Origin of the sequence: Microbispora sp. CL1-1 (assembly GCF_012034195.1) — a bacterium.
GTDB lineage: Bacteria > Actinomycetota > Actinomycetes > Streptosporangiales > Streptosporangiaceae > Microbispora.
Genome location: NZ_JAATEK010000016.1, coordinates 47,080 through 71,618 on the forward strand (window position 1 = coordinate 47,080; position 24,539 = coordinate 71,618).

The window sequence follows — 24,539 nt, forward strand, 5'->3', positions numbered from 1 at the left end:
GCGCCGCCGTCATAGGCGCGACGTCGATCGAGTGCGAAAGGCGGACCGAACGGTGACCGACCACTGGGACGAGACGTTCGAGAGCGTCCTGCGGCCGTACCTTCCCACGCTGCCGGAGGGCGCCCCGCTCGCACCCGACCTTGTGATGGCGGCCTTCGGCCTGAACTCGGTGGCGACCGTGGGGCTCATCGCGGCGCTGGAGGACGCGTACGGGGTGACGTTCCCCGACGAGGAGCTGGTGCCCGCCAACTTCCGGACGCCGGGGAGCGCGTGGGCGCTGCTGACCCGGCTGCGCGCGACGTCGGGCCGGCCCTGACTCCGGTCGCGGGGCCGCCGGTTGCGGTGCGGTTCGAGCTTCAGGAGGACTGATGACGGAGCGGCTGCTGGACGAATGGTTCCTCGACGGGCTGGCCCGCGATCCCGGCGGCCCGGCTCTGCGGGTGCACGCCGTGACCCTCTCGTACGCGGAGGTGGACCGGCGGGCCCGCGCCTGGGCCGCCGCGCTGACCGAGGGCGGGCGGGCGCCGCGCCGCGTGGGGCTGCTCGCGAACAAGAGCGTCGAGGCGTACATCGGCCTGCTGGCCGCCCTGTACGCCGGAGCCGCGGCCGTGCCGCTCGGCTTGGAGGCGCCGGCCGAGCGCAACGCGGAGATCGCCCGCGCCGCCGGCGTGGACTCCCTGGTCGTGGACGCCGGTGGGGCCGCGCAGGCGGCGCGCGTGGCCGAGGCGGCCGGCGTCCGCGTCGTCCTGGCCTCCGACGCCGTTGACGCCGACACCGGAGCGCCGGCCGGAGTGCCCGTGCGGGTGCCCGGCGACGACGACGCGGACTCCTTCCGGCCGCCGTCGGGCCGCACGCCGCAGGACGTCGCGTACGTGCTGTTCACCTCGGGGTCCACAGGGCGGCCCAAGGGGGTGCCGATCGCGCACCGCAACGTGAGCGCGTTCCTGCGGGCGTCGCTGCCGCGCTACGACGTCGGCCCCGGCGACCGCTTCAGTCAGGTGTACGACCTCACCTTCGACCTGGCGATGTTCGACATCTTCATGGCCTGGGGCAGCGGGGCCTGCTTGTGCGCCCTGACCCGGCTGCAGGCCCTCGACCCGGCCCGGTACGTCCGGTCGTACGGCCTGACCGTCTGGCATGCCACCCCCAGCCTGGTCAACGCGGTGCGGGCCAGGGACGCGCTCGCGCCCGGGTCGCTCGCCGGGCTGCGCTACGCGGTCTTCTGCGGAGAGCCGCTGCCGGTCGAGACCGCACGGGCGATGCGGGCGGCCGCCCCGGACGCCGCCCTCGACAACATCTACGGCCCGACCGAGCTGACGATCGCCTGCACGGCCTACCGCTGGCCCGCGGGCGAGCCGCTCGACTGGGAGGGCGAGACCGTGCCGATCGGCTACCCCAACGACGGCATGGACTTCCTGATGCTCGGCCAGGACGCCGAGCCCGGCCAGCGGACCGGCGAGCTGTGCATGACCGGCCCGCAGATGTTCCGCGGCTACCTCGACCCGGCCAACGACGCGGGCCGGTTCCACCAGGCCGACGGCAGGACGTGGTATCGCACCGGCGACCGGGTCCGGCTCGACGACAAGGCGGGGCTGGTGCACCTGGGCCGGGACGACTCCCAGGTGAAGATCCACGGCTACCGGGTCGAGCTGGCGGAGGTCGAGCACGCGCTGCGCGAGGCCGCGCCCGGCTGCGAGCCGCTGGTGTTCGCGCTGGACGACGAGACCGGGAAGGTCCTGGTCGCGTTCGTGGCCGGTGGAGGCGCCGACACGGCCGCGCTCGCCGCGCGGCTGGCCGACCGGCTGCCGCCGTACATGCTGCCGCGGCACCTGTGGCCGCTGGACGAGATGCCGCTGAGCCGCAACGGCAAGGCCGACCGGGTGGCGCTGCGCGAGCGGGCTCTGCGCCGCCTGGGCGCTCAATCTTGAGCTGAGCCGCCGCCGGACCCGTTCTTACCATCCCCGCGACGTCACGCGCGCTCTGAGCACACCGAGGAGAGGAACGCTTCGATGCCCGAGATCGAGTGTCGCCTGTCGCTGCGGCACGCCGACTTCATCATGCAGAACCACCGGGTGCACGGTGTGTCGGTGATGCCGGGAGTGACCTTCCTCGACATCGTCTACCGCATCCTCATCGCCAAGGGGTTCGACCACCGGCGCGCGGAGCTGCACAACGTGCTGTTCACCGAGGCGGTCGCCACGGCCGACGGCCTCGGCCGGGAGATCCGCGTGCTCGTCGGCCCCGAGGAGGACGGCGTGCGCCAGGTGACCGGGGAGAGCCGCCAGGCGGGCGGCGACGACTCGTCCTGGCGGCGGAACTTCTCGGCCGAGCTCCGCTTCGCCGGCGGGCCCGAGCCCGGGCGGCTCGATCTCGCCGCCGTCAGGGCGAGGGCCACGACCCGCCGCGACATCGCCGAGCTGTACGCACAGGCCCGCGGCGAGCGGATCGAGCACGGCGCCCCCATGCGCTGCCGGGGCCCGCTGTTCCAGGGGGACGGCGAACTGCTGGCCGAGCTGGACCTGGAGAGCGCGGGACCCGGCCACGGGAAGGGCTTCCACCTGCACCCGGCGGTACTCGACGCGGCCTCCATCGTGGCCTACGGCCAGCGGCCGTCGCCGGGCGACCCGTTCATTCCCGTCTTCATCGAGCGCTTCCGCGCTCACCGGCCGCTGCGCGGCCGGTGTCACGTCCACGTGCCGTCGCCCGAGGAGTTCGCGACCTCGGGCGACGTGGTCCACAACGACTGCTTCCTGTACGACGAGGAGGGCCTGCTCGTCGCCGAGTTCCGCAAGCTCACCTGCAAGCGGATCCGTCATCCCGAGCTGATCACGAAGCTGGTGGACGGCGAGCCCGTTCAGGCCGTTCAGTCCGGCGAGACGGGCGACCCGGCCGGTGAGATGGCGGGGCGCCTGCGGGAGCTGATCGCCGGCCTGCTCGGCGTGGAGTCCGCGGAGGTCCGGACCGATGCCGGGTTCTACGAGCTCGGGCTCGACTCGGTCGCGATGCTGCGCATCAGCCGCGATCTGGAGGAGGTCGTCGGCAGCAGGCTCTACCCCACCCTGCTGTTCGAGTTCAGCGACATCGACAGCCTGGCCCGCCACCTGGTGGACACGTACGGACCCGTGGCGCGCTCCGGCGGAGAGGACGGCGTCGCGGAAACGGCCGGACGCCCGGCCGCCGCGTCCGGCGAAACCGCGATGACGTGCCTGGCTCCGGTGTGGGCGGCACGCCCGGCCGCGCCGACCGGCGAGCGCGATGACTTCCGTGCCCCCGGTGATGCTGGTGGCCCCGGCGAGCCTGCCGAGCCCGGCGACCTCGTCCTTGTCGGCGGGACCGCGGTCCTGGCCGACGCGCTGCGCGACGGGATCGCCGGCACGGGCCGACGGGTCGTGCACGTGACGGCGGGCGAGGCGTTCGCCGTGATCGACCGCGACACCTGCGAGATGCGTCCCGGCGATCGGGACCAGGCACGCCTGCTGCTCGGCGAGCTGTCCAGGACCGCCGCCGCGCCGAGGACCTATGTCGTCGTCGGCGATCCCGGCGGCACCGCGCATCTCGCCGGTGCGGAGACGGCGGATCGGGACGGGCCCTACCACGCAGTCTGGGCACTGGCCGCGGCGCTCGCCGACCACCGCATCGCCGAGCCGGTCGACGTGCTGTACGTCCACGCAGCCCCAGACGGGGCGGCGCGCCCCGGGGACGCGGCGGTCGGGGCGCTGGCCCGCACCCTGTCGGCCGAGGTCCCGGCGCTGCGCTGCCGCCGGGTGGAGGTGGACGCCGACGAGGGCGACGTCGAGGCCCTCGCCGCCGCGATCGTCACCGAGGCCGCGGCCGGGGCGGACGCCGGCGCAGTGGTGGCGGACGCCCACGGGGAGGTGCTGTATCGCGACGGCGAGCGGTTCGTCCGCGGATACACGCGGGCCCGGCCGGGAGGCGAGCCCCTGCGGTTCCGCGAGGGCGGGGTCTACGTGCTGGCGGGCGGCACGGGCGGAATCGGCGCCCTGCTGGCCGGTCACCTCGCCCGGCGCTGGCGCGCCCGGCTGGCGCTGCTCGGCCGGGGGCCGTTGCGGGCCGGCACGGCCACCCGGATGGCGGCCTGGGAGGAGGCGGGCGCGGAGGTCGTCCATCTCCGGGCCGACATCACCGACGCCTCGCAGACCATGGCAGCCCTGGACAAGGTGCGCGCGCTGTACGGCCGTGTCGACGGTGTCTTCCACTGCGCCGGGCTGGTCCGCGACGCCGTCTTCTTCGCCAAGGACCCGGCGGCGTCGGCGGAGGTCCTGCGGACCAAGATCGACGGCGCGGTCAACCTCGACCGGGCGACGGCGGACGACGACCTGGACATGTTCGTGCTGTTCTCCTCGCTGTCGGCGACCCTGCCGAACCCCGGCCAGTGCGACTACGCGTACGGCAACGCCTTCGTCGAGCACTTCGCCCGGGTGCGGGCCGAGCGGCCCGACCGGTCCGGGCGCACGCTCGCGATCGGCTGGCCCTATTGGGCCGAAGGAGGCATGCGCGTCGCGCCCGAGGCGCTGGAGCGGGCCCGCGCGTCGTCGGGGTTGGCCCCGATGCCCACCGAGGTGGGGCTGCGCACGCTGGAGGAGGCGGGGGCGTACGACGAGGTGACGATCGTCGCCGCCTACGGCGACCCCGCGGTCGTCGGCAGGACCGTCCCGGCCGTCGCACCCCGGGAGTGCGGAGAGTCCGGCGAGCGTGGGGAGTCCGGAGAGCCCGCAGAGCACGGCACGGCCATGCCGGGTGGCGCGCGGACCGGCGCCGCACGAGGGCGGGGAGCCCCCGCCACTGGCACGGTGGGTGGCCGGGCGGGCGCCGCCGGGCGGGACGAACCGGCCCCGATCGCCGTCATCGGCATGGCCGGCCGCTATCCGCAGGCGCGGGACCTGCGCGCCTTCTGGCGCAACCTCGCGGGCGGGCGCGACTGCGTCACGGAGGTGCCGGTCGAGCGCTGGGACCACGAGGAGATCTTCGACGCGCGGCGGGGCACGGCGGGCCGGACGTACGGGCGCTGGGGTGGTTTCGTCGACGGTGTCGACCGCTTCGACCACGCGTTCTTCGGCATCTCACGGCGCGACGCCGAGCGGATGGACCCCCAGGAGCGGCTGTTCCTGATGGTCGGCTGGCACGCCCTGGAGGACGCGGGCTATCCGCCCGTCGCGCTCTCCGGCCTGCCGGTCGGGGTGTTCGTCGGCGTGATGTGGAATCACTACCAGCTCCTCGACTCCGCGGACGACGGCGTACGCCCTATGGCGGTGCACTCGGCCATCGCCAACCGCGTGTCCTACACCTTCGACCTGCACGGCCCGAGCATCGCCCTCGACACGGCCTGTTCGTCCTCGCTCACCGCGCTGCACCTGGCGGTCGAGAGCATCCGCCGGGGCGAGTGCGACCTGGCGCTCGCGGGCGGGGTCAACCTGAGCGTCCACCCGCAGAAATACCTCCAGCTCGCGCAGGGCCAGTTCCTGTCCGACGACGGGCGCTGCCGCGCGTTCGGCCGGGACGGCACCGGCTACGTGCCGGGCGAGGGCGCGGGGGCCGTGCTGCTCAAGCCGCTCGACCGGGCCCTCGCCGACGGCGATCACGTCTACGGGGTCATCCGCGCCTGCGCGGTCAACCACAGCGGCCGGACCAGCGGCTTTACGGTCCCCAGCCCGGCCGCGCAGGCGAGGGTGATCGGCGAGGCCGTCAGGCGGGCCGGGATCGACCCCCGCACCGTGGGGTACGTCGAGGCGCACGGCACCGGCACCTCGCTCGGCGACCCCATCGAGATCGAGGGCCTGCGGCAGGCGTTCGCCGGCGTGGGGCTCGCGCCGGGCGTCCGCTCCGTCGGATCGGTCAAGTCGAACATCGGTCACCTGGAGAGCGCGGCCGGCATCGCGGGCGTCACCAAGGCGCTGCTCCAGCTGCGCCACTCGGCTCTGGCGCCCTCGCTGCACGCCGCCGAGCCGAACCCGCACATCGACGTCGCGAACTCGCCCTTCCGCGTGCAGCAGCGGCTGGAGCGGTGGCCCGAGCCGGAGGGCGGCGGGCCCCGCCGGGCGGGCGTGAGCGCCTTCGGCGCGGGAGGTTCGAACGCCCACGTCATCCTGGAGGAGGCGCCCCGGCCGCCGCGCCGCACCCGCCGCAGGGGGCCGCACCTGTTCGTCCTGTCCGCCCGCACACGGGACGCGCTGGGGGAGTACGCCCGCGCCTACCTCTCCTTCCTGCGTCCCGGCGACGACGGGGAACCGCTGCCCGAGCTCGCCGACCTCGCGTACACGAGCCAGGTCGGCCGGACTCCCATGCCCGTACGGCTGGCCGTGCTGGCGGACGACCTTGAGGACATCCGTACGGCGCTGTCCCGTTTCGCTGACGGCGAGCCCGGAGACGGCGTCCGGTCGTGGACGTCGGCGGAGACCGGAGCCGCGGCGGGATCGGCCATCGAGCCGGCGACCGGTGCGGTCGGCGATGACGGCGTCCACGCGGGCTCCGACCCCGTACGGCTCTTCCGGGCCGGAAGGCTGGCGGAGGTGGCCGCTGCCTGGGCAGGCGGCGCGGACGTGCCCTGGGCCGCGTGCCACCCCCGCCCCGCCCGGCGGGTGCCCATGCTGCCGGGATACCCCTTCGCCGAGGAGCGCTGCTGGCTCGGTGACTGGCGGCGCGGCGGAACCGAAGCGCCGAAGGCGCTCGTGTCCCTCGCTGTCGCGGCCGATGCCCATGCCGCGGACGCCGCCGATGCCTCCGAGGACGGCCCGGCCCGGCGAGCGGTGGCGGCCGGCGGGTCGCGCCCGCTCGCCGTCCACGCGACGCTCCCCGAGGCGACGCCTCCCGAAGAGACGCCGCCCGAAGAGACGCCGCATGAGGAGGCAGCGCCCGAGCAGACAGTGTTTGAGGCGCCGTCCGAGCAGACGGCGCACGTGCCGCGTGAGGAAATCGTCCGGGCCATCGAGGACGCGCTGTGCGAGCAGCTCTACGTCTCCAGGCAGGAGATCGACCCGCGGACTCCGTTCAGCGACATGGGCGTGGACTCGATCACGGCGGAGCTGGTGCGCCAGGAGCTCGGCGAGCGCTTCGGCGTCGAACTCGACTCGGTCGCCGTCTACGACCACCCGACCGTCGAGCGGCTCGCGGACTTCGTCCACGAACTGTGCGCCGCGGGTCCGGTCGCCACCTGTCCCACACCCGAGCCCTCCCCGCAGGCCCCGGAGAACGGCGCGTGGGCGGAGGCCGACGGTGCGGAGGAGCCTTCGCGGCCAAGGGACGGCGCGGCCGTCAGGGAACCGGACGACGACGTGCCTCCGGGCGACCAGACGACCGTGGATGCGTGCGACGGCGGTGCGCCGCCTACCGCCGGTGCGGCAACGGAGCGCGCCGAGTCCGGCGGGGCGGTCCCGGACGGCGGGCTGCGCGGGGACGACATCGCGGTCATCGGCATGTCGGGACGCTTCCCCGGCGCGCCCGACCTGGACGCCTTCTGGGCCGGCCTGGCGGCCGGACGCTGCGCCGTGACGGAGATCCCCCGCGACCGGTGGGACGCCGACGCGTGCTACGACCCCGACCGCACGGTCCCCGGCAAGTCGTGCAGCCGCTGGGCGGCCATGCTCGACGACGTCGACGCGTTCGACGCGGGTTTCTTCGGCGTATCGCCGCTGGAGGCGGAGGTGATGGACCCGCAGCAGCGGCTGTTCCTGGAGGAGGCGTGGAAGGCCTTGGAAGACGCCGGCTACGCCGCTCCCGGCTCGGGCCGGCCGCCGCGCTGCGGGGTTTTCGTGGGCTCGGGCGCGGGCGACTACGCGCGGCTGCTCCAGGAGGAGGGCGTGCTCGACAGCGGGTACGGCTTCCTCGGCACCTCGCCCTCCATCCTCGCGGCCCGCGTCTCGTACCTGCTCGACCTGACCGGGCCCACGATGGCGGTGGACACCGCGTGCTCCTCCTCCCTGGTCGCGATCCATCTGGCCTGTGAGAGCATCCGCACCGGGCAGTGCGAGACGGCGATCGCCGGCGGCGTCGCGCTGATGCTGACCCCGCAGCTCCAGGTGCGCTGCAGCCAGGTGGGCATGTTGTCGCCGACCGGCCGGTGCGCCCCGTTCGCCGCCTCGGCGGACGGCACGGTGCTCGGCGAGGGCATCGGCGTGGTCGTCCTCAAGCGGCTCGACCGCGCGCTGTCCGACGGCGACCACATCCACGGCGTCATCCGGGCGACCGGCGTGAACGGCGACGGCAGGACCAACGGCATCACCGCGCCCAGCGCCACGTCGCAGACCGACCTGCTCACCGCCGTGCACCGCAGAGCCGGGGTCCGCCCCGACGACATCGGGTACGTCGAGGCGCACGGCACCGGCACCCCGCTCGGCGACCCGATCGAGGTGAAGGCGCTCAGCCAGGCGTTCAGGACATGCACCGACCGGGTGGGCTTCTGCGGGATCGGCTCGGTCAAGGCCAACGTCGGCCACACGACGATGGCGGCCGGGGTGGCCGGGCTCATCAAGGTGCTCCTGGCGATGCGGCACGGCAAGCTGCCGCCCGCCGTCCACTTCGACGGGCCCAATCCCCACATCGACTTCGACGGCAGCCCGTTCTACGTCGTACGGGAGCTGACCGACTGGCGGCCGGGCCCGTCCGGCGGCCGGGTCGCGACGGTGAGCAGTTTCGGTTTCAGCGGCACGAACTGTCACATCGTGGTCGCCGAGCCGCCACGGCCGGTGCCACGTGACGGTCACTCCTCGGACGAGGCTCACGTCGTGCCCGTCTCCGCACGGACCGACGAGGCGCTGCGCCGCCGGCTGGCCGACCTGGCCGGCGCGGTCGCCGCGCTGCCCGCGTCGTGCACGCTGGAGGACGTCGCGTACACGCTCGCCGTGGGCCGCCGTCACCTTCCCGTACGGGCCGCCGTCGTCGCTCGCGACCTGCCCGAGCTGGAGGAGCGGCTGCGCGCCCTGCTGCGTACGGGCCGGGCGCCGGGCTCCTTCCTGATCGCCACGCCGGTCGGCGCCGAGCCCGCCGGGGAAGCGGCAGGGGCACCGGCAGACGAAACGGCGGACAAGGCAGCGGGCGAGGCGGAGCGGCTGGCCGCGGCCTACGTAAGGGGGGAGGCCGTCGACTGGGCGCACCGTCACCGCGGCAGGCGGCCCCGCCGTGTGCCGCTGCCGGCCTACCCGTTCGCCCGCGACCGGCACTGGATCGGCGGCCCCCGCTCCGACCGGCCCACCCCGCGGACCGCGCAGGCCATGCCGGAAGGGCGGGCACGGGAGGACGCGTTCGGGCTCGCCGTACCCTGGCTCCTGCGCGACCACCAGGTGAACGGCGAGCCGATCCTGCCCGCCGCCGCGGCAGTGGAGGCCGTGGCCGGCGCCGCCACGCGGAGGGGCTCCACGCCACCGTTCACGCTGTCGTCGGTGCGCTGGCTGCGTCCGCTCGGAGCGGACCACGGGCCCGTCCATGTCGAGCTGGCCGCCGACGGCACGTTCGCGCTGACGGCCGGCGACCCGGCCACCCCGTACGTCACCGGCCGGGTGTCCCCGGCGCACGGCCAGGTCGACACCCTGGACCTGGCCGCCATCCGGGCCCGCTGCCGTGAGCGGCGGACCGCGGACGAGCTGTACAGGACCTTCACCGCGGCGGGAATCGAGTACGGCCCGGCCTTCCGCACCCTCACCGAGGTCCTCCTGGGCCCGGAGGAGGCGCTGGGCACGCTCACCAACGCCCCGGACGGCACGCCGGTCGGGTCCCGGCCGGGCGAGGACCGCTTCACCGTGCACCCGGCGCTGCTCGACGGCGCGCTGCAGACGGCGGCCGCCCTCGTCGCCGACGGCGCGACCGGCCCCGCCGTGCCGTTCTCCGCCGACCTGGTCGACGTCCTCGCGCCGCTCACCGGCCCCGCGTACGCGCACGTCACCCGGGACGGCGAGCACCACTTCACGATCGAGGTGGCCGATCGCGACGGACGCGTCCTGGTGCGGCTGTCCGGTCTCGTCGTACGACCGGTGCCGGATGCCCTGGACGGCATGCTGTACGTGCCGCAATGGCGGGAGGCCGGGCCGCGGGAGCGCGTCCCTGCCGGTGCGGACGCCGACGGCGGGCGGCGGGTGCTGGTCGTCCACACGGAGGAGTCGGCCGCGCTCGCCCGCGCGCTGCTCGCGCTCCACAACGGTGGCCACACCCGGGCACTCCCGCTGGCCGAACTCGATCCGGCGCGGCTCGACCCGCCATACGACCGGGTCTACTACCTGGCTGGTACGCGTCCCGGCGACGCCTCCGGGCATCCCGTCATGCTCGGCCTGTTCCGGCTGATGAAGGCCCTCATCGCGGGGGAGCGTCCCGGGCGGGGGACGCTGACGGTGGTCACCTCGGGCGCGGTGCCGTTCGACGGCATGGAGGGGGGACCGGCCGACGCGGCGGCACGCGCGGAGGCGGCGGGGCTGCTCGGCCTGGCCCGCGCGTTCGGCGCGGAGTATCCGCGGTGGACCGTCACCTGCGTCGACCTGGGCGATGTGCCCGATCCCGGCGCGGCCGCGCGTGCCGTGCGGGCGGAAACGGAGGGCACGCCGATCGTGGTGCGCCGGGGAGACCGCCGCTTGACGCGCACGCTCGTACCGGCCCGGCTTCCCGCCGCCGGCCTGCCGTTCCCGGAGGGCGGGGTGTGCCTCGTCGTGGGCGGGGCGAGCGGCATCGGCTATGAGCTGAGCCGCCACCTCGCCCGTGCCCACGGCGCCCGCCTGGCGTGGATCGGCCGCCGCGAGCGCGACGCGGAGATCGAGCGCCGCATGGCGGAGATCGCCAGCCTGGGCGGCGAGGCGGTGTACGAGAGGGCGGACGTCTGCGATCCCGCCGCCCTGCGCGACGCGGTCGCGCGGGTCCGGCAGCGGTTCGGGCCCGTCGACGGCGCGGTGCACTCGGCCGCCGTGCCGGGGGACCGCACCCTGGCCAACCTCGACGAGGAGACCTTCCTCGCGGCGCTGGCGCCGAAGACCACGGGACTGGTCACCCTGCACGAGGCGCTGCGCGGTGAGCCGCTCCGCTTCCTGGTGCTCTTCTCCTCGGCCGCGACGTTCGTGGACACCCCCGGGCAGGCGGCCTATGCGGCGGCGGGGACCTTCGAGGACGCGTACGGCCTGCACCTGCGGGAGGCGGGGGCGGCCCCGGCCGTGATCGTGAACTGGGGCTACTGGGGGGCCGTCGGCATGGGTGCCGACGATCGGCACAGTCGGCGCTTCGCCGACCTCGACGTGGGCTCCATCGAGCCCGCAGAGGGCATGGCCGCGCTCACGCGGATCGTCGCCGCCGGGGTGCCGCAGGCCCTCGTCGTGAAGGCCGGGCCCGCCGGTCTGGCCGGGTTCGGGATCGAGGGTGTCGCGCCTGGCTCCGGGGGAGACCGGCAGACCTCAGGGGCTCGGGTGGTCGCGGGCGCTCGGCAGGGCGACGGTGCAGCACCGTCGCCGGCCGCCGACGACGGCCGGGTGGCGCCTGCGGCAGGTGGCACGGAGGCGGCCCCGGCGACCGTGACCGGTGGCACGGGTGAGGTCCCGGTGCCGGTGGGCGTGCGACTCGACCGGCAGGCCCGCGACTACGTCAAGCGCGTCTTCGCCGAGGTGCTCAAGTTCCGAGAGGCGGACCTGGGCGAGCGCACCACGTTCGAGAACTTCGGCATCGACTCGCTGATCAGCCTGAACATCATCAACCGGTTCGAGCGCGACCTCGGCCCGCTGCCGTCGACCCTGCTGTTCGAGCAGCTCACGATCGAGCAGCTGGCCCGATACCTCGCCAGGGAGCACGCGGAGCGGCTGAGCGGCGTGATCGCTCTCGAGCATCCTGAGTGGCCCGGGCAGCCGGAGCAGCCGGAGCAGTCCGATCGGCCCGCACTCTCCACGTCCGCCGAGGCTCCCGGCTCCTCCGACCTCCCGGATGCCTTCGGGGCGCCCGCGGCCTCCGGAGCGTCCGTGCTCTCCGCGGCCACGTCCCGCGCGCCCTCGGTTGTCCGTGACGGCGATGCTGACGGCGGCGCGGACGGGGCACGGCCGGTCGATGTGGCGATCATCGGGGTGAGCGGACGCTACCCGGGCTCGCCCGACCTCGCGGCCTTCTGGCGCAACCTGGCCGAGGGCAACGACTGCGTCACCGAGGTGCCCGCGGACCGCTGGGACTGGCGCCCGCACTTCGACCCGCGCCGCGGCCGGCCGCAGCGCACCTACAGCCGGTGGGGCGGGTTCATCGAGGGCGTCGACAAGTTCGACGCCGGGTTCTTCGGCATACTGCCGCGCGACGCGGTGAACATCGACCCGCAGGAACGGCTGTTCCTCGAAACGACCTGGAACCTGCTCGAAGACGCGGGCTACCTGGGCGAGCACACCCGCGAACCGCGCACCGGCGTGTTCGTCGGCATCATGTACGGCACGTACGGCGAGTTGGGGGCCACCCAGTGGCCGCGGGGGCGCCTGTCAGGGGCGCACTCCGCCTACTGGTCGGTGGCCAATCGGGTCTCGTACTTCTTCGACCTGTCCGGGCCCAGCTTCGCGGTCGACTCGGCCTGCTCCTCCTCGCTGACCGCCGTGCACCTGGCGGTGGAGAGCATCCGGCGGGGCGAGTGCCGCATGGCGATCGCGGGCGGCGTGAACCTCATCCTGCACCCCAACCACCACGTGTCCCTGTGCGCGATGAACATGCTGTCGGCCGACGGCGCGTGCAAGGTCTTCGACGCCCGCGCCGATGGATACGTGCCCGGCGAGGGCGTCGGCGCCGTACTGCTGAAGCCGCTCGACCGAGCCCTGGCCGACGGCGACCGGATCTGGGGCGTGATCCGCGGCAGCGCCGTCAACGCGGGGGGAAAGACCGCGGGATTCACCGTCCCCAACCCCAACGCGCAGGCGGAGCTGGTGTCGGAGGCGCTGCGCCGCGCCAGGGTCGATCCCCGGACGATCAGCTACGTCGAGGCCCACGGCACCGGCACCGAGCTGGGCGACCCCATCGAGGTCTCCGGCCTCACCCGGGCGTTCGGCGCGGCGGGGGACCACGGCACGGGCCGGTGCGCGATCGGCTCGGTCAAGGCGAACATCGGTCATCTGGAGGCCGCGGCGGGCGTGGCCGGGCTGACGAAGGTGCTGCTCCAGATGCGCCACGGCACGATCGCGCCCTGCGTCCACCTCGAGACCCTCAGCCCGAAGATCGATTTCGCGGGGTCGCCGTTCCTTCCGTCGTCCGGGGCGAGGGAGTGGGCGCGGCCGGTGGTCGACCTCGGCGGCGGGCCGCGGGCCGTTCCCCGACGGGCCGGGGTGAGCTCGTTCGGCGCGGGCGGCGCGAACGCGCACGTCATCGTGGAGGAACATACAGAGAGCCGGCCTCGGCTGGCCGACGACGGAGATCGGCAGCTCTTCCTGCTGTCGGCCCGCAACGCCGAGCGGCTGCGCGCGTACGCGGCGCGGGTCGCGGACTTCGTGGACGACGACGCGGCATGCGACGCCACACTGCGCGAGCTGGCCTACACCAGCCAGGTCGGCCGCCAGGAGATGACGGAGCGCCTCGCGGTGCTGGCGACCGACCGGCGGGGCCTCGCGGAGCGCCTGCGCGCGTACGTCTCGGGCGAGCCGCATCCCGACGTCGTCACCGGCAGGGCGGAGGGGGCCGGCACCCTGCTCCTGCTGGACGACGACGAGGGCGCAGAGTTCGTGGCCACGCTCCTGGCCAGGCGCAGCCTTCCCAAGCTCGCCCGCGTGTGGGTGGCCGGGGCGCCGGTGGACTGGCCCGTGCTGTGGTCCGCTCCCGTGCCTCTGCGGGCGTCGTTCCCCACCTATCCCTTCCAGCGCCGCCGCTATTGGCTGGACCTGGACGGCCCGGTGCTGCCCGTCAACACCGGTGCGCCCGACACGACCGGCGCGCCCGACACGACCGGCGCGACACCTGCGACAGGTCCCACCCGTGCGGGTGCCGGGGACGCGCGCGCCGCGTCCCTCGGCGGCTCGATGACGTCCGTGCCGCCGGACGCGGGCTGGCCCGGCTCCGGGGAGACGGCGCTTCTGCGGCTGGACGGCGGTGAGCCGCACCTGACGGATCACCGCGTTGGCGGGGTGCGCTGGCTGCCGGGTGCGGCGGTCCTCGGACTGGTCCGCTCGGCCTCCGGCCTGTCCGGCGCCGCCGTGGCCCTGCGCGACGTGCGCTGGCACCACCCAATCAACCTCGAATCCGGCATCCGCGAGGTCTCGGTCCATTTCATCCAGGAGGAAGACGCCCGGCGGTTCCGGGTGCTCGGACCCGGCCGGGACGGCGCCGCGTACACCGAGGGCCTGCTGGCCCGGCTCGCTGCCGCGGCCCCGGCGGCTGACGGCGTGACCGGACCGCAGGCGGCTCGTCGCGACCGCGCGCAGGTGCTCGAACTCGACGCGATCAGGTCCCGGTGCGGCCGGGAGATCGACGTCGCGGGCTTCTACCGCGAGCTCGGCCGGGCGGGTCTCGACTACGGGCCCGGGCTCCGCGTCGTCTCCGCCCTGCGTGTAGGCGACGGCGAGTGCCTGGCCCGCCTCACCGCGCTCGCCGTATCCACTACGTCCACCGCACCCACAGTGCCGATCGTGCCCGCCCTTTCTGTAGCACCCACTGCGCTCGCCATGTCGGCGGTGTCCGCTCTGTCCGCCGAGCCGGACCCGGTGGCGGCCCGCGGCGTTCAGGCCGCGCAAGCCGCGTATGGCTCCTCTGCAGGGGAGCCTTCGGCGGAGGAGACGGGCGGGGACGGGGACGACGGTGGCCTCGCGCGCCAGGCCGCCCTCCTGGACGGCGCCTTCCAGGCGGCCGCCGCGCTGGTCGAAGGATCGGCGGGTTACGTCCCCGTCGGGCTCGACCAGGCCCTGTTCCTGGTCCCCCTGCCGTCCGCGTGCTGGGTCCACGTCGTGGAGAAGGCCCGGGACGTTCGGGGACGCCGCCGGTTCGACCTGCGGCTCGTCGACGACGACGGCGCCGTCCTGCTCGCTGTGGACGGCCTGACCGTCGCCCCGGTCACGCAGCCCGCCCCCGCGGGCACCGGCCGGATCAGCGCCCCGACCAGCGCCTCGACCAGCGCCCCGATCGGCGCCTCGACCAGCGCCCCGATCGGCGGCTCCGGCGGCGGCGGGTGGCAGAGCGCCGGCTCCATCGACGCCGCCCGGGCGAGTGTCGCCGCCGCCACCGCTGTCGCGACGGCCACCCAAGGCGATGTAGGGGCCGGTGAGTGCCGTTATCTGCGTCCGGTCTGGCGTCCGGCCGGTCCGCCGCGCCAGGGCCGCCCGCCCCGCGTGGCCCTGCTCGACCTCGCGGACGAGCCGCTGCGCCTGGCCGTCGGGAGCGAGCTTGCGGGACGCGGCGTGACCTGTGTGTCCGTGGTCGCCGGAGCGGACTACGGACGACGCGACGACGGGACTTACACGCTGATCCCCGGCCACCCGGACCACTGCCGGCGGGTGATGGACGACCTCGCCGGTCGCGGCCTGCTGCCGGACGCGTTCCTGCGCGTACCGGCCGCCGGGGCTCGCGACGCGTCGGCCGACGTGCGGGAGGGGTTCCACGCGCCGTTCTGGACCGCCGTCTCGATCCTCGGGCGTAACGGCGGGGCACCGCTGCGCGCCGTTGTGGCGCACGGGGACGGCACAGGGCTGATCCGCCCGGCGTACGCCGCCGTGGCCGGGACCTTGCGGACTCTCGCCCTGGAGCACAGCCGCTTCACGGCCGCCCGGGTGGAGGTCGATCCCGGCACATCCGGCGAGCGGCTCGCCGCCCTCCTGGCGGAGGAGCTCTGCGCCGAGTCCGGCGGCGTCACCGAAGTGCGGTACGACAGTGCGGGACGCCACGTCCGCGGACTCGACGACTTCACGCCCGCCGACGTCGCCGGTCTCCCGCTGCGCCCCGGCGGCACCTACCTGATCACCGGGGGAGCCGGTGCCCTCGGGCTGCTCGTCGCCGAGTTCCTGGCCGGGCACGGTCCGGTCAACCTGGTCCTGACCGGGCGCTCCCCGCTCGACGAGACGCGCCGTGCCCGTGTCGAGGCCCTCGATCGCGAGGGCGTGCGGGTGCGCTACCTGGCCGCCGACATCGCCGTACGGTCCGACGCCGAGCGCCTGCTCCAGCGGGTGCGTGAGGAGTTCGGCGCGCTCCACGGCGTCGTCCACGCGGCGGGCGTCACACGCGATGCCCGGGCCGTGCTCAAGACGCCCGGCGAGGTGGCCGAAGTGCTGGCTCCCAAGATCGACGGGGCGCTCCACCTCGACGCGCTGACGAGGGACGACCCGCTCGACTTCTTCGTGCTGTTCTCCTCGGCCACGGCCGAGATGGGCAACCTCGGCCAGGCGGACTACGCATACGCGAACGGCTTCCTCGACGCGTTCGCCCGCGAGCGGGAGCAGGAGCGGCAGGCCGGGCGGCGCGCGGGCCGTACGGTCGCGATCGGCTACCCGCTGTGGCGAGAGGGCGGCATGGCCGTGGACGAGGCCACGGAACGCCTGATGGCCCGTCACTGGGGCATCGCGCCGCTGAGCACCCCCGCGGGCCTGGAGGCGTTCCGCCGGGCGCTCGCGGGGGACGAGCCGAGCTTCGTCGTCTTCCAGCCGGCGGTCGCCGAGTCCACCGGCGGTCCCGGCGCTCGGGACGCGGCCATGCCGTCACGCGTGGCGTACGAGGCTTCCGGCGCGGCCTCCGGCGGGGCGCCCGCGCACGCCTCGGAGGAAGGCGGCGGGCAGCACGCCGAGGGGTATGCGGCGCACGTGGAGCGCGACCTGCGCGCGGTGGCCGCCCGCTTCCTGCTGGTGGACCAGTCGGAGGTCGACCCGGACGCCGACCTGATGGAGCTGGGCTTCGACTCGGTCTCGCTCACCGAACTGATCAACGAGGTCAACGAGCGCTACTCGCTCGAACTCCTGCCCACCGTTCTGTTCGAGTGCCCCACGCTGACCGGCTTCGCCGCCTACCTCGACGCCCACCACCGGGCCGAGCTCGCCGCCCGGCACGGAAACCGGGAGCGGCCCGCCGACGAGGGGACGGACAGGCCGGCCGCAGACGAGCCGGTCACCGTAGCCGCGGAACCGGGTGCGGCCAGGGGCGGCGACGCGGGCGACGGGGACGGCGGCGTACGAGAACCGCATGGTGCGCGCGGGCCGGTCGAGGTGGCGGTGGTCGGCATGGCCGGGATGCTTCCCGGGTCGTCCGACCTGACCGAGTTCTGGCGCCACCTGATGCGCGGCGACGACCTCGTGGGCCCGGTGCCCGACGACCGTGCCGACCTTCGTGCGGACGATCGGACGCGGCACCTGCAGGGCGGCTTCCTGGACGACGTCGCGGCGTTCGACGCCGGGCTGTTCGGCATCTCACCCGCGGAGGCGGCGCTGATGGACCCCCAGCAGCGGCTGTTCCTGCAGGCGGCGTGGCGGGCGATCGAGGACGCCGGGCACCGGCCCTCGGAGTTGGCCGGCACCGCGACCGGGCTGTTCGCCGGGGTCGCGACCTCCGACTACGACGCCCTGCTCACCCGGCACGGCGTGCCGGTCCAGGCTCACATGGCGACCGGTGTCGCGCACGCGGTGCTGGCCAACCGGGTCTCGCACCTGCTGGACCTGCGCGGCCCGAGCGAGGCGGTGGACACCGCCTGCTCCAGCGCCCTGGTGGCCATCCACCGCGCGGTCCGCGCGATCCAGGCGGGGGAGTGCGAGACGGCCCTCGCCGGAGGCGTGAACGTGCTGCTCAACCCGGACGTGTTCGTCGCCTTCACCCAGTCGGGCATGCTCAGCCCGGACGGACGATGCAAGACGTTCGACGCGGCGGCCGACGGCTACGTCCGCGGCGAGGGCGTCGGCGTCGTGATGCTCAAGCCGCTCGACCGGGCGCTCGCCGAGGGCGACCACGTGTACGCGGTGGTGCGGGGCACCGCCGTCAACCACTGCGGCAGGTCGGCGTCGCTCACCGCGCCCAACCCGGAGGCGCAGGCCGACGTGCTCGTCCGGGCGCACCGCGAGGCGGGCGCCGACCCGGCCACGGTCACCTACATCGAGGCGCACGGGACGGGAACCCGCCTGGGCGATCCCATCGAGATCGAGGGCCTGAAGAAGGCGTTCAGCCGCTTGTACGAGGAGTGGGGCCGCCCGATGCCGCGGACCCCCCACATCGGCATCGGCTCGGTCAAGACGAACATCGGCCACCTGGAGGCGGCGGCCGGCATCGCCGGGGTCCTCAAGGTCCTGCTGGCGATGGAGCACGGGGAACTGCCCGCGACCCTCCACCGGCGAGAGGTCAACCCCTACCTGCGGCTCGACGGAACGCCGTTCCACCTGGTCGACGCCGCCCTGTCGTGGCCCGTGACCCCCGGGCCCGACGGGCGGCCGATCCGGCGCGCGGGCGTGAGCTCGTTCGGCTTCGGCGGATCGAACGCCCACGTGGTGCTGGAGCGGGCGGTGACCCGCGAGGAGGAGACGGTGGAGTCTTCGCACGCCGGACCCGAGCTGTTCGTGCTGTCCGCGCCGACCCGCGGGGCGCTCCGCGCGTACGCGACCCGGCTCGCGGGCTTCCTCGCCGAGCGGCCCGGCCTGGAGCTGTCGCGCGTCGCGTACACGCTGCAGGCCGGCCGGGAGGAGCTGCGCGAACGGCTCGCCGTGGTGGCGGCGAGCCACGAGGAGCTCGTGTCGGCGCTGCGCGCCGCTGCGGAGGGCGACACGGCGGCGAGAGGTGACAGGGCGACGGGTGACACGACGCCCGGCCACCACGGCGTCATCCACCTCGGCACCGCCGCGCGGAACGCCGGCCCCTGTGACGAGGAGGACCTGCACGCGCTGGCCCGTGCCTGGGTCGCCGGGGCACGCGTCGACTGGGCCGCGCACAGGGCCCGGCGGGCGGGCCGCGGTGCCCGGCCGCCCCGCAGGCTGCCGATGCCGAGCTTCCCGTTCAGCCGGACGAGGTTCTGGTTCACCCGAGAGGAGTCCCGTCCCGTCCCGGAGGTCATCACGGAGGTTACGGTGCAGAAGCCGAACCAGCACGTGCGGCACAGCATGGGACCCCGGCCGGCCCGCCGGGCCCGGGTGCGGCTCGCCCCGCCGGACGCCGCGCGAGGACAGGAGGACCCCGCCTGGCCCGGCGAGCCCAGGGAACGTCCCGAGCCCGCGGCACGAGGCGTGGCGGCACCCGCGGACGGCGGCCGGACCGCGTCGAGCGAGCCCGCCGCCCTGCATGCCCCCCCGGAGCTCACTCCGCGGCCGGTGGCCGCCCCGGCCTTCGTGCGGGTGACGGCCGAGGCGGCGGCGCCGGTGACGCGGAGCATCAGAGAACACCTGGCGCGCATCCTCGCCATGCCGGCCGAGGAGATCGAGGGCGACCGGCCCTTCGCGGAGCTGGGTCTAGACTCGATCTTCCGGATGGACCTCGCCCGCAAGCTCGGCGCGGCGTACGGCCTGGAACTCAAGGCCGAAGACATGTACGAGCACGACAGCGTCGACGCGCTCGCCGCGCACATCACGTCGCTGACCGCGCCGTCCGGCGGTCGGCCCACTCACGACGGCGACGCCCGCGGCAGCCACACGCCGAACGGCCATGCTCCGGCGGCCGGTGCCCCGGCGGGCGGTGCCTTGAGCGGGAACCGCACCTCTGAGATGAACGGGAACCACGCGTTTGCGATGCGCGGGGACGACGCGGAGCACGGCGACGGCCGGGAGGCCGCCGAGCGGGCGGTGCGCGACCTGGTCGAGAGCGTCATCCGGCGGCCGCTGGACCCGACGCGGAGCTTCGAGCACAACGCGCTCACGTCGTTCGACATGCTGCGCGTGATCAGCGCGCTGGAGAAGCGGCTCGGTGGCCTGCGCAAGTCGCTGCTGTTCGACCGGCCAACGCTCGCCGAGCTGACCCGCTGGCTGCGGGACACCTTCGGGGCCGCCGCCGTCGCCTCGCTGGGCGCGTCCGGTGACGGCGCCCCCAGCCGCGTCGGCCCCGGCATCCCCGACGGCGCCACCGGAAGCAGCGCGTCACGAGCCGTCGAATCATCGGCCGAGGAGAAGGGCGCGCCGCTGATCGTCCCGCGGGCCGCCGTCGCCGGGCGGCCCGGCCTGCGGGAGGTGGTGGCCGACCTGGAGCGGCGCTACGCCAAGGAGACCGGGCTCGCGGGCCGGGACATCGCGCCGTTGCTGTTCCTGGGCTCGTCCCGCCAGGGGTTCTTCACGTTCTCGCAGCGGGACGACGACCTCTTCTCCTGGAGCTACGTCGGCTCGGAGGAGCACTTCACCGAGCTCGCGGCCGAATACCTGGACTACGCGCGAGGCCGCGGCCTCAGGGCCAGCTTCCTGTCGCTGCGGCGGCTGGAGGAGGCGGGAGGCCACCGCCTGACCGCCACGCCGTTCGGTGCGGTGCAGCGCCTGGAGGACCTGTCTCGGTTCACGCTGAAGGGCGGCCGGATGAGCCGGTTGCGCTACATGGTCCAGCGGTTCGAACGCAGCGGCTCCTGCCGCACCGTGGAGTATCGCTCGGGTTCCGACCCGGCGACGGACCGCCGGCTGGCCGAGCTGGTGGACCGCTGGGCCGGCGGCAAGCAGATGACCAACCCGTACGTCCGCAGGGTCCGGGAGGAGATCCGCGAGGGCCTGCTGGACGAGCGGCACCGGGTCTTCCTGACCTACCTGGACGACGCTCTCGCGAACGCGGTGGTCGTGACCCGCATCCCGTCTGAGAACGGCTACCTGCTCGACGTGGAGTTCTATCCCGCCGACGGCCCGCTGGGCGGTCTGGAGTACGCGATCGTGCAGATCATCGGCGTCCTCGTGGCGGAGGGGTGCACGCTGTTCAGCTTCGGCGCGAGTTTCGGGGCCAAGGTGTGCGACTCGCCGAACGCCGCGCCCGAGGTCGAACAGGGCCTGGAGGAGCTGCGCGGCGCGGGCATCTTCGGCGCCGGCAACTTCCAGTTCAAGAACAAGTTCCGGCCCGTGAACGTGCCCCTCTACCTCTGCCAGCCCGCCGACGGGCCGCGGACCCCGGTCGCCGACGTCATCTTGATGATCGCGGACCCGTCCGCGCCCACCGGCATCACGGCACCCGCCGCCCCCGACCGCCCCACCGCCTCCGACGACGGCCCCGCTTCCGACGGTCGCGCCGCCGTGAGCGCGCCCGCCGCTGTCGCCGTCTCGTCCGGCCCCTCCAGAAGAGGCGACGCCGGTCCGGCGGTCACGGCTGAGGAGCGGGAGGCGCTGCTGGCGGCTCACGGGCACAACCCGCTGCGGCTGCCGCCGGAGGCCGTCGAGTTCGACCTGGTCACCGACTCGTGGGCCGAGCGTACGGACGAGGTGGTGGCGCGGCGAGCCGAGGAGCTGATCCGCCGGGCCGCCGAGCCGGGCGCGGGCGACGAGCTCACCCCGCCCTGGCTGCCGTTCGAAACGGTCGTCGCGGCGCCGTCCGGCCGGGCCGCCGAGGCGCTGCTGTGCCGGTCGTGGCCGGGACGGCGCGGCGCCGTGCCGCACAACGGGCTTTTCCCGACCCTGCTGTTCAACCTGGCCGACAACGGCTTCGACCCCGTCCCGTTGCCGTCCGTCTCCAGCGGTCATTTCGGCGGCGACCTGGACCTCGCCGCCCTGGACAGGGCGCTGGAGGCCGGGGAGATCGCCTTCGTCGCCGTCGAGCTGACCGGCAACGCCGGGGGCGGCGCACCGGTGTCGGCCGCCAATCTCCGTCAGGTGCGGGAGCGTGCCGCGGCGCAGGGTGTGCCGGTGGTCGTCGACGCGACCCGCGTGGTGGAGAACGCCGTCTTCGTGGCCGAGCATGAGCCGGGACACCAGGGCCGCGGAGTGTGGGACGTGGTACGCGACCTGCTCTCCCTGGCGGACGTCGTGACGATGAGCGCCACCAAGGACTTCGGGGTCCACGCGGGCGGCCTGGTGGCGACCCGCCTGCCCGAGGTGGCGGCGCGGCTGCGGGAGGAGGCCGAGCTGCGCGGGCCCGGTCTCAACCTGCTCGACCGCCGCGCGCTGTCGCTGGCCCTCGCCGACTGCGAGGGCGTGCTGAAGCTGGTGCGTCAGCGGATGCGCGGCGTGCGGACCCTGTGGCGGAGTCTCGACGCCGCGGGCGTGCCGCTCGCCGGCCCCACCGGTGGGCCCCCCGGCGGGCACTGCCTGCTGCTCGACCTGTCCCGCATGGACCACCTCGCCGGTCTGCCCCATCCGGTGCCGTCGTTCCTCGCCTGGATGTTCCGCGAGACCGGTGTGCGCGGCGGGCCGCACCTCGCGGGCGACCGGCTGGTCCGGCTCGCCGTCCCCCTGGGCTACGGCAAGGCCGAGATCGATCTCGTCGCCGAGCGGCTGACCGGGCTGTTCGGCTCCGCCGCCGAGGTGCCGTGCCTGGTGACGGCCGAGGAGCCGGTCACGGCCCTCGACGCCGCCCGCGCCGCCTACCGTCCCGCCGGGGAGGTGCCGTCCGACATCCAGGACGTGCTGCGCGAGGGCTACCGCCCGGCCGACCAGAACTGGGCGGCGGTGCGGGAGGCCGCTCCCGGTGTCCGGCGCACGCTCGTGGCGTACGTTGGGGGGCAGGTCGAGGTGCTCAGCGCGGGCGAGGGCCCGACGCTGCTGCTGATGCATCCGTTCAACATGGGCGCGGGGGTGTTCGCCCGGCAGTTCCGCGACCTGGCCGGGCGGTGCCGGGTCGTGGTGATCCACCACCCCGGGGTCGGCGCGACCACCGCGGACGGCGACATCAGCCTCGACGGCATCACCGCCCTGCACTTCGACGTCCTGCGCCGCCTCGGGGTGGAGTTCCCGGTCCACGTCGCCGGCGCGTCGTTCGGCAGCCTGCTGGCGCAGAACTTCGCGTTGCGGCATCCCGAGGCCACCGCGTCCCTGTCGATCATCTGCGGGTCGTACAAGTACGCCAACCGTGCCGGCGCCGTGAACCGGCTGGAACGCGTGGTGGCCGAGGACCTCGACCACATCGTCGCCGGATCGGGGTCGGCCCGGATCCGCGAGCAGCGGGACGACCTGGAGGCGGCGCTGCTGCGCTGCGAGAGCATGGACCCGCGGATCGGCCTGCGCTACCTCGACGTCTTCGCGGCCGAGCCCGACCTGCTCGGCCGGCTGCCGGGTATCTCGGTGCCCACGCTGATCGTCCAGGGCCGCCACGACTCGGTCATCCCGCTCAAGACCGCGCATCTGCTGCACGGCCTCATCCCCGACGCGCGGTACGTCGAGATCCCCGACGCGGGCCACTTCCCCTGCGTCACACACCCGGAAGAGGTGAACCACGCACTGGCCGGCTTCCTCCGCCTCGGAGCCGGTGACGAGCGCCCCGGCGCCGCCGGGCGGACCGCGTCGATCAAGGAAGGGCAGGGCCGACGATGACAGACCGGCTCACCGGCATCGAGTCCCTCAACGTGTACGGCGGCGTGGCGTGCGTGCCGGTCGCCGAGCTGTTCGCCGGGCGGGGGCTCGACACCGGCAGGTTCGGCAACCTCATGATGGCGCGCCGCGCGGTGGCGCTGCCGTTCGAGGACCCGGTGACCAACGCGGTCAACGCCGCCGCACCCCTGCTGGAGCGGCTCGGCGAGGAGGAACGCGACAGCGTCGAGTTCCTCATCACGGCCACCGAGTCAGGGGTCGACTACAGCAAGTCGGTCGCGTCGTACGTGCACGAGCACCTCGGCCTCGGCCGGCACTGCCGGCTGCTGGAAGTCAAGCAGGCGTGTTACTCGGCGACGGCAGCGCTGCGCCTGGCCGCCTCCTATGTCGCGTCGGACGTCTCGCCGGGCGCCCGCGCGCTGGTGATCGCCACCGACGTCGCGCTGGCCGACGAACGGGCGGAGTACGCCGAGCCGGCCACCGGCAGCGGCGCGGTCGCCATGCTGGTCGGCGACGACCCGCGGGTGCTCGCCCTCGACCCCGGGGCCTTCGGCCTCTACAGCTTCGAGACGCTCGACACCGCCCGGCCCTCCCCGGCGTACGACATCGCGGACGTGGACCGGTCGCTGCTTGCCTACCTGGAGTGCCTGCGGGAGAGCTTCGCCGACTACCGCGCGCGGGTCGAGGACGTCGACCTGATGACGACGTTCGACCTGCTGGCGCTGCACACGCCGTTCGCGGGGATGGTCAAGGCCGGGCATCGCAAGCTGCTGCGCGAGTTCACCGCGGCGACCCCGGCCGAGATCGAGGCGGACTTCGAGCGGCGGGTGGGCCCGTCGCTGACCTATCCCGGAGAGGTCGGCAACCTCTTCTCCGGCTCGCTCTACCTCGCCCTGGCCGCCGCGCTCGACACCGCACGGCCCGCCGCGCCGCTGCGTGTCGGCCTGTTCTCCTACGGCTCGGGCTGCTCGTCGGAGTTCTTCAGCGGTGTGGCCGACCAGAGGTCGGCCGAGGAGGTCGCGGCCATGGACATCGCCGGCCGGCTGTCGGCCAGGGCCGAGCTGACCTTCGCCGAATATCTGGAGGTGCTGCCGGAGAACATGCGCTGCCTGGTGCCGGAGCGCGACCGGAAGGTGGACGTGGCCGCCTACGAGCACCTTCTGGACCGGTGCGCCGACCGGCGCCCGATGCTGGCCCTGCGCGCGGTGGAGGACCACCACCGCCGGTACGAGTGGATCTGAA

The 24,539-nt window shown here is 74.6% G+C and carries 4 protein-coding genes; all 4 read left to right on the forward strand.

Annotated features, from left to right (window positions below):
- Window positions 1-52: 52 nt before the first annotated feature.
- On the forward strand, window positions 53-316 hold the full coding sequence (locus HCK04_RS43680) for an acyl carrier protein (protein WP_168066087.1): 264 nt from the start codon (window positions 53-55) through the stop codon (window positions 314-316).
- Window positions 317-368: 52 nt separating this feature from the next.
- Window positions 369-1,928 (forward strand): amino acid adenylation domain-containing protein, encoded by a 1,560-nt coding sequence (locus tag HCK04_RS19950; RefSeq protein ID WP_142648892.1) that lies wholly within the window; start codon window positions 369-371, stop codon window positions 1,926-1,928.
- 81 nt (window positions 1,929-2,009) lie between these two features.
- Window positions 2,010-23,300: an SDR family NAD(P)-dependent oxidoreductase gene (locus HCK04_RS19955; protein WP_168066089.1), complete on the forward strand. Its 21,291-nt coding sequence runs from the start codon at window positions 2,010-2,012 to the stop codon at window positions 23,298-23,300.
- Window positions 23,297-24,538, forward strand: coding sequence for a hydroxymethylglutaryl-CoA synthase (locus tag HCK04_RS19960; protein WP_142648893.1), 1,242 nt, complete (start codon window positions 23,297-23,299; stop codon window positions 24,536-24,538). The genes HCK04_RS19955 and HCK04_RS19960 overlap by 4 nt, the downstream gene beginning before the upstream one ends.
- Window position 24,539: the final 1 nt, after the last annotated feature.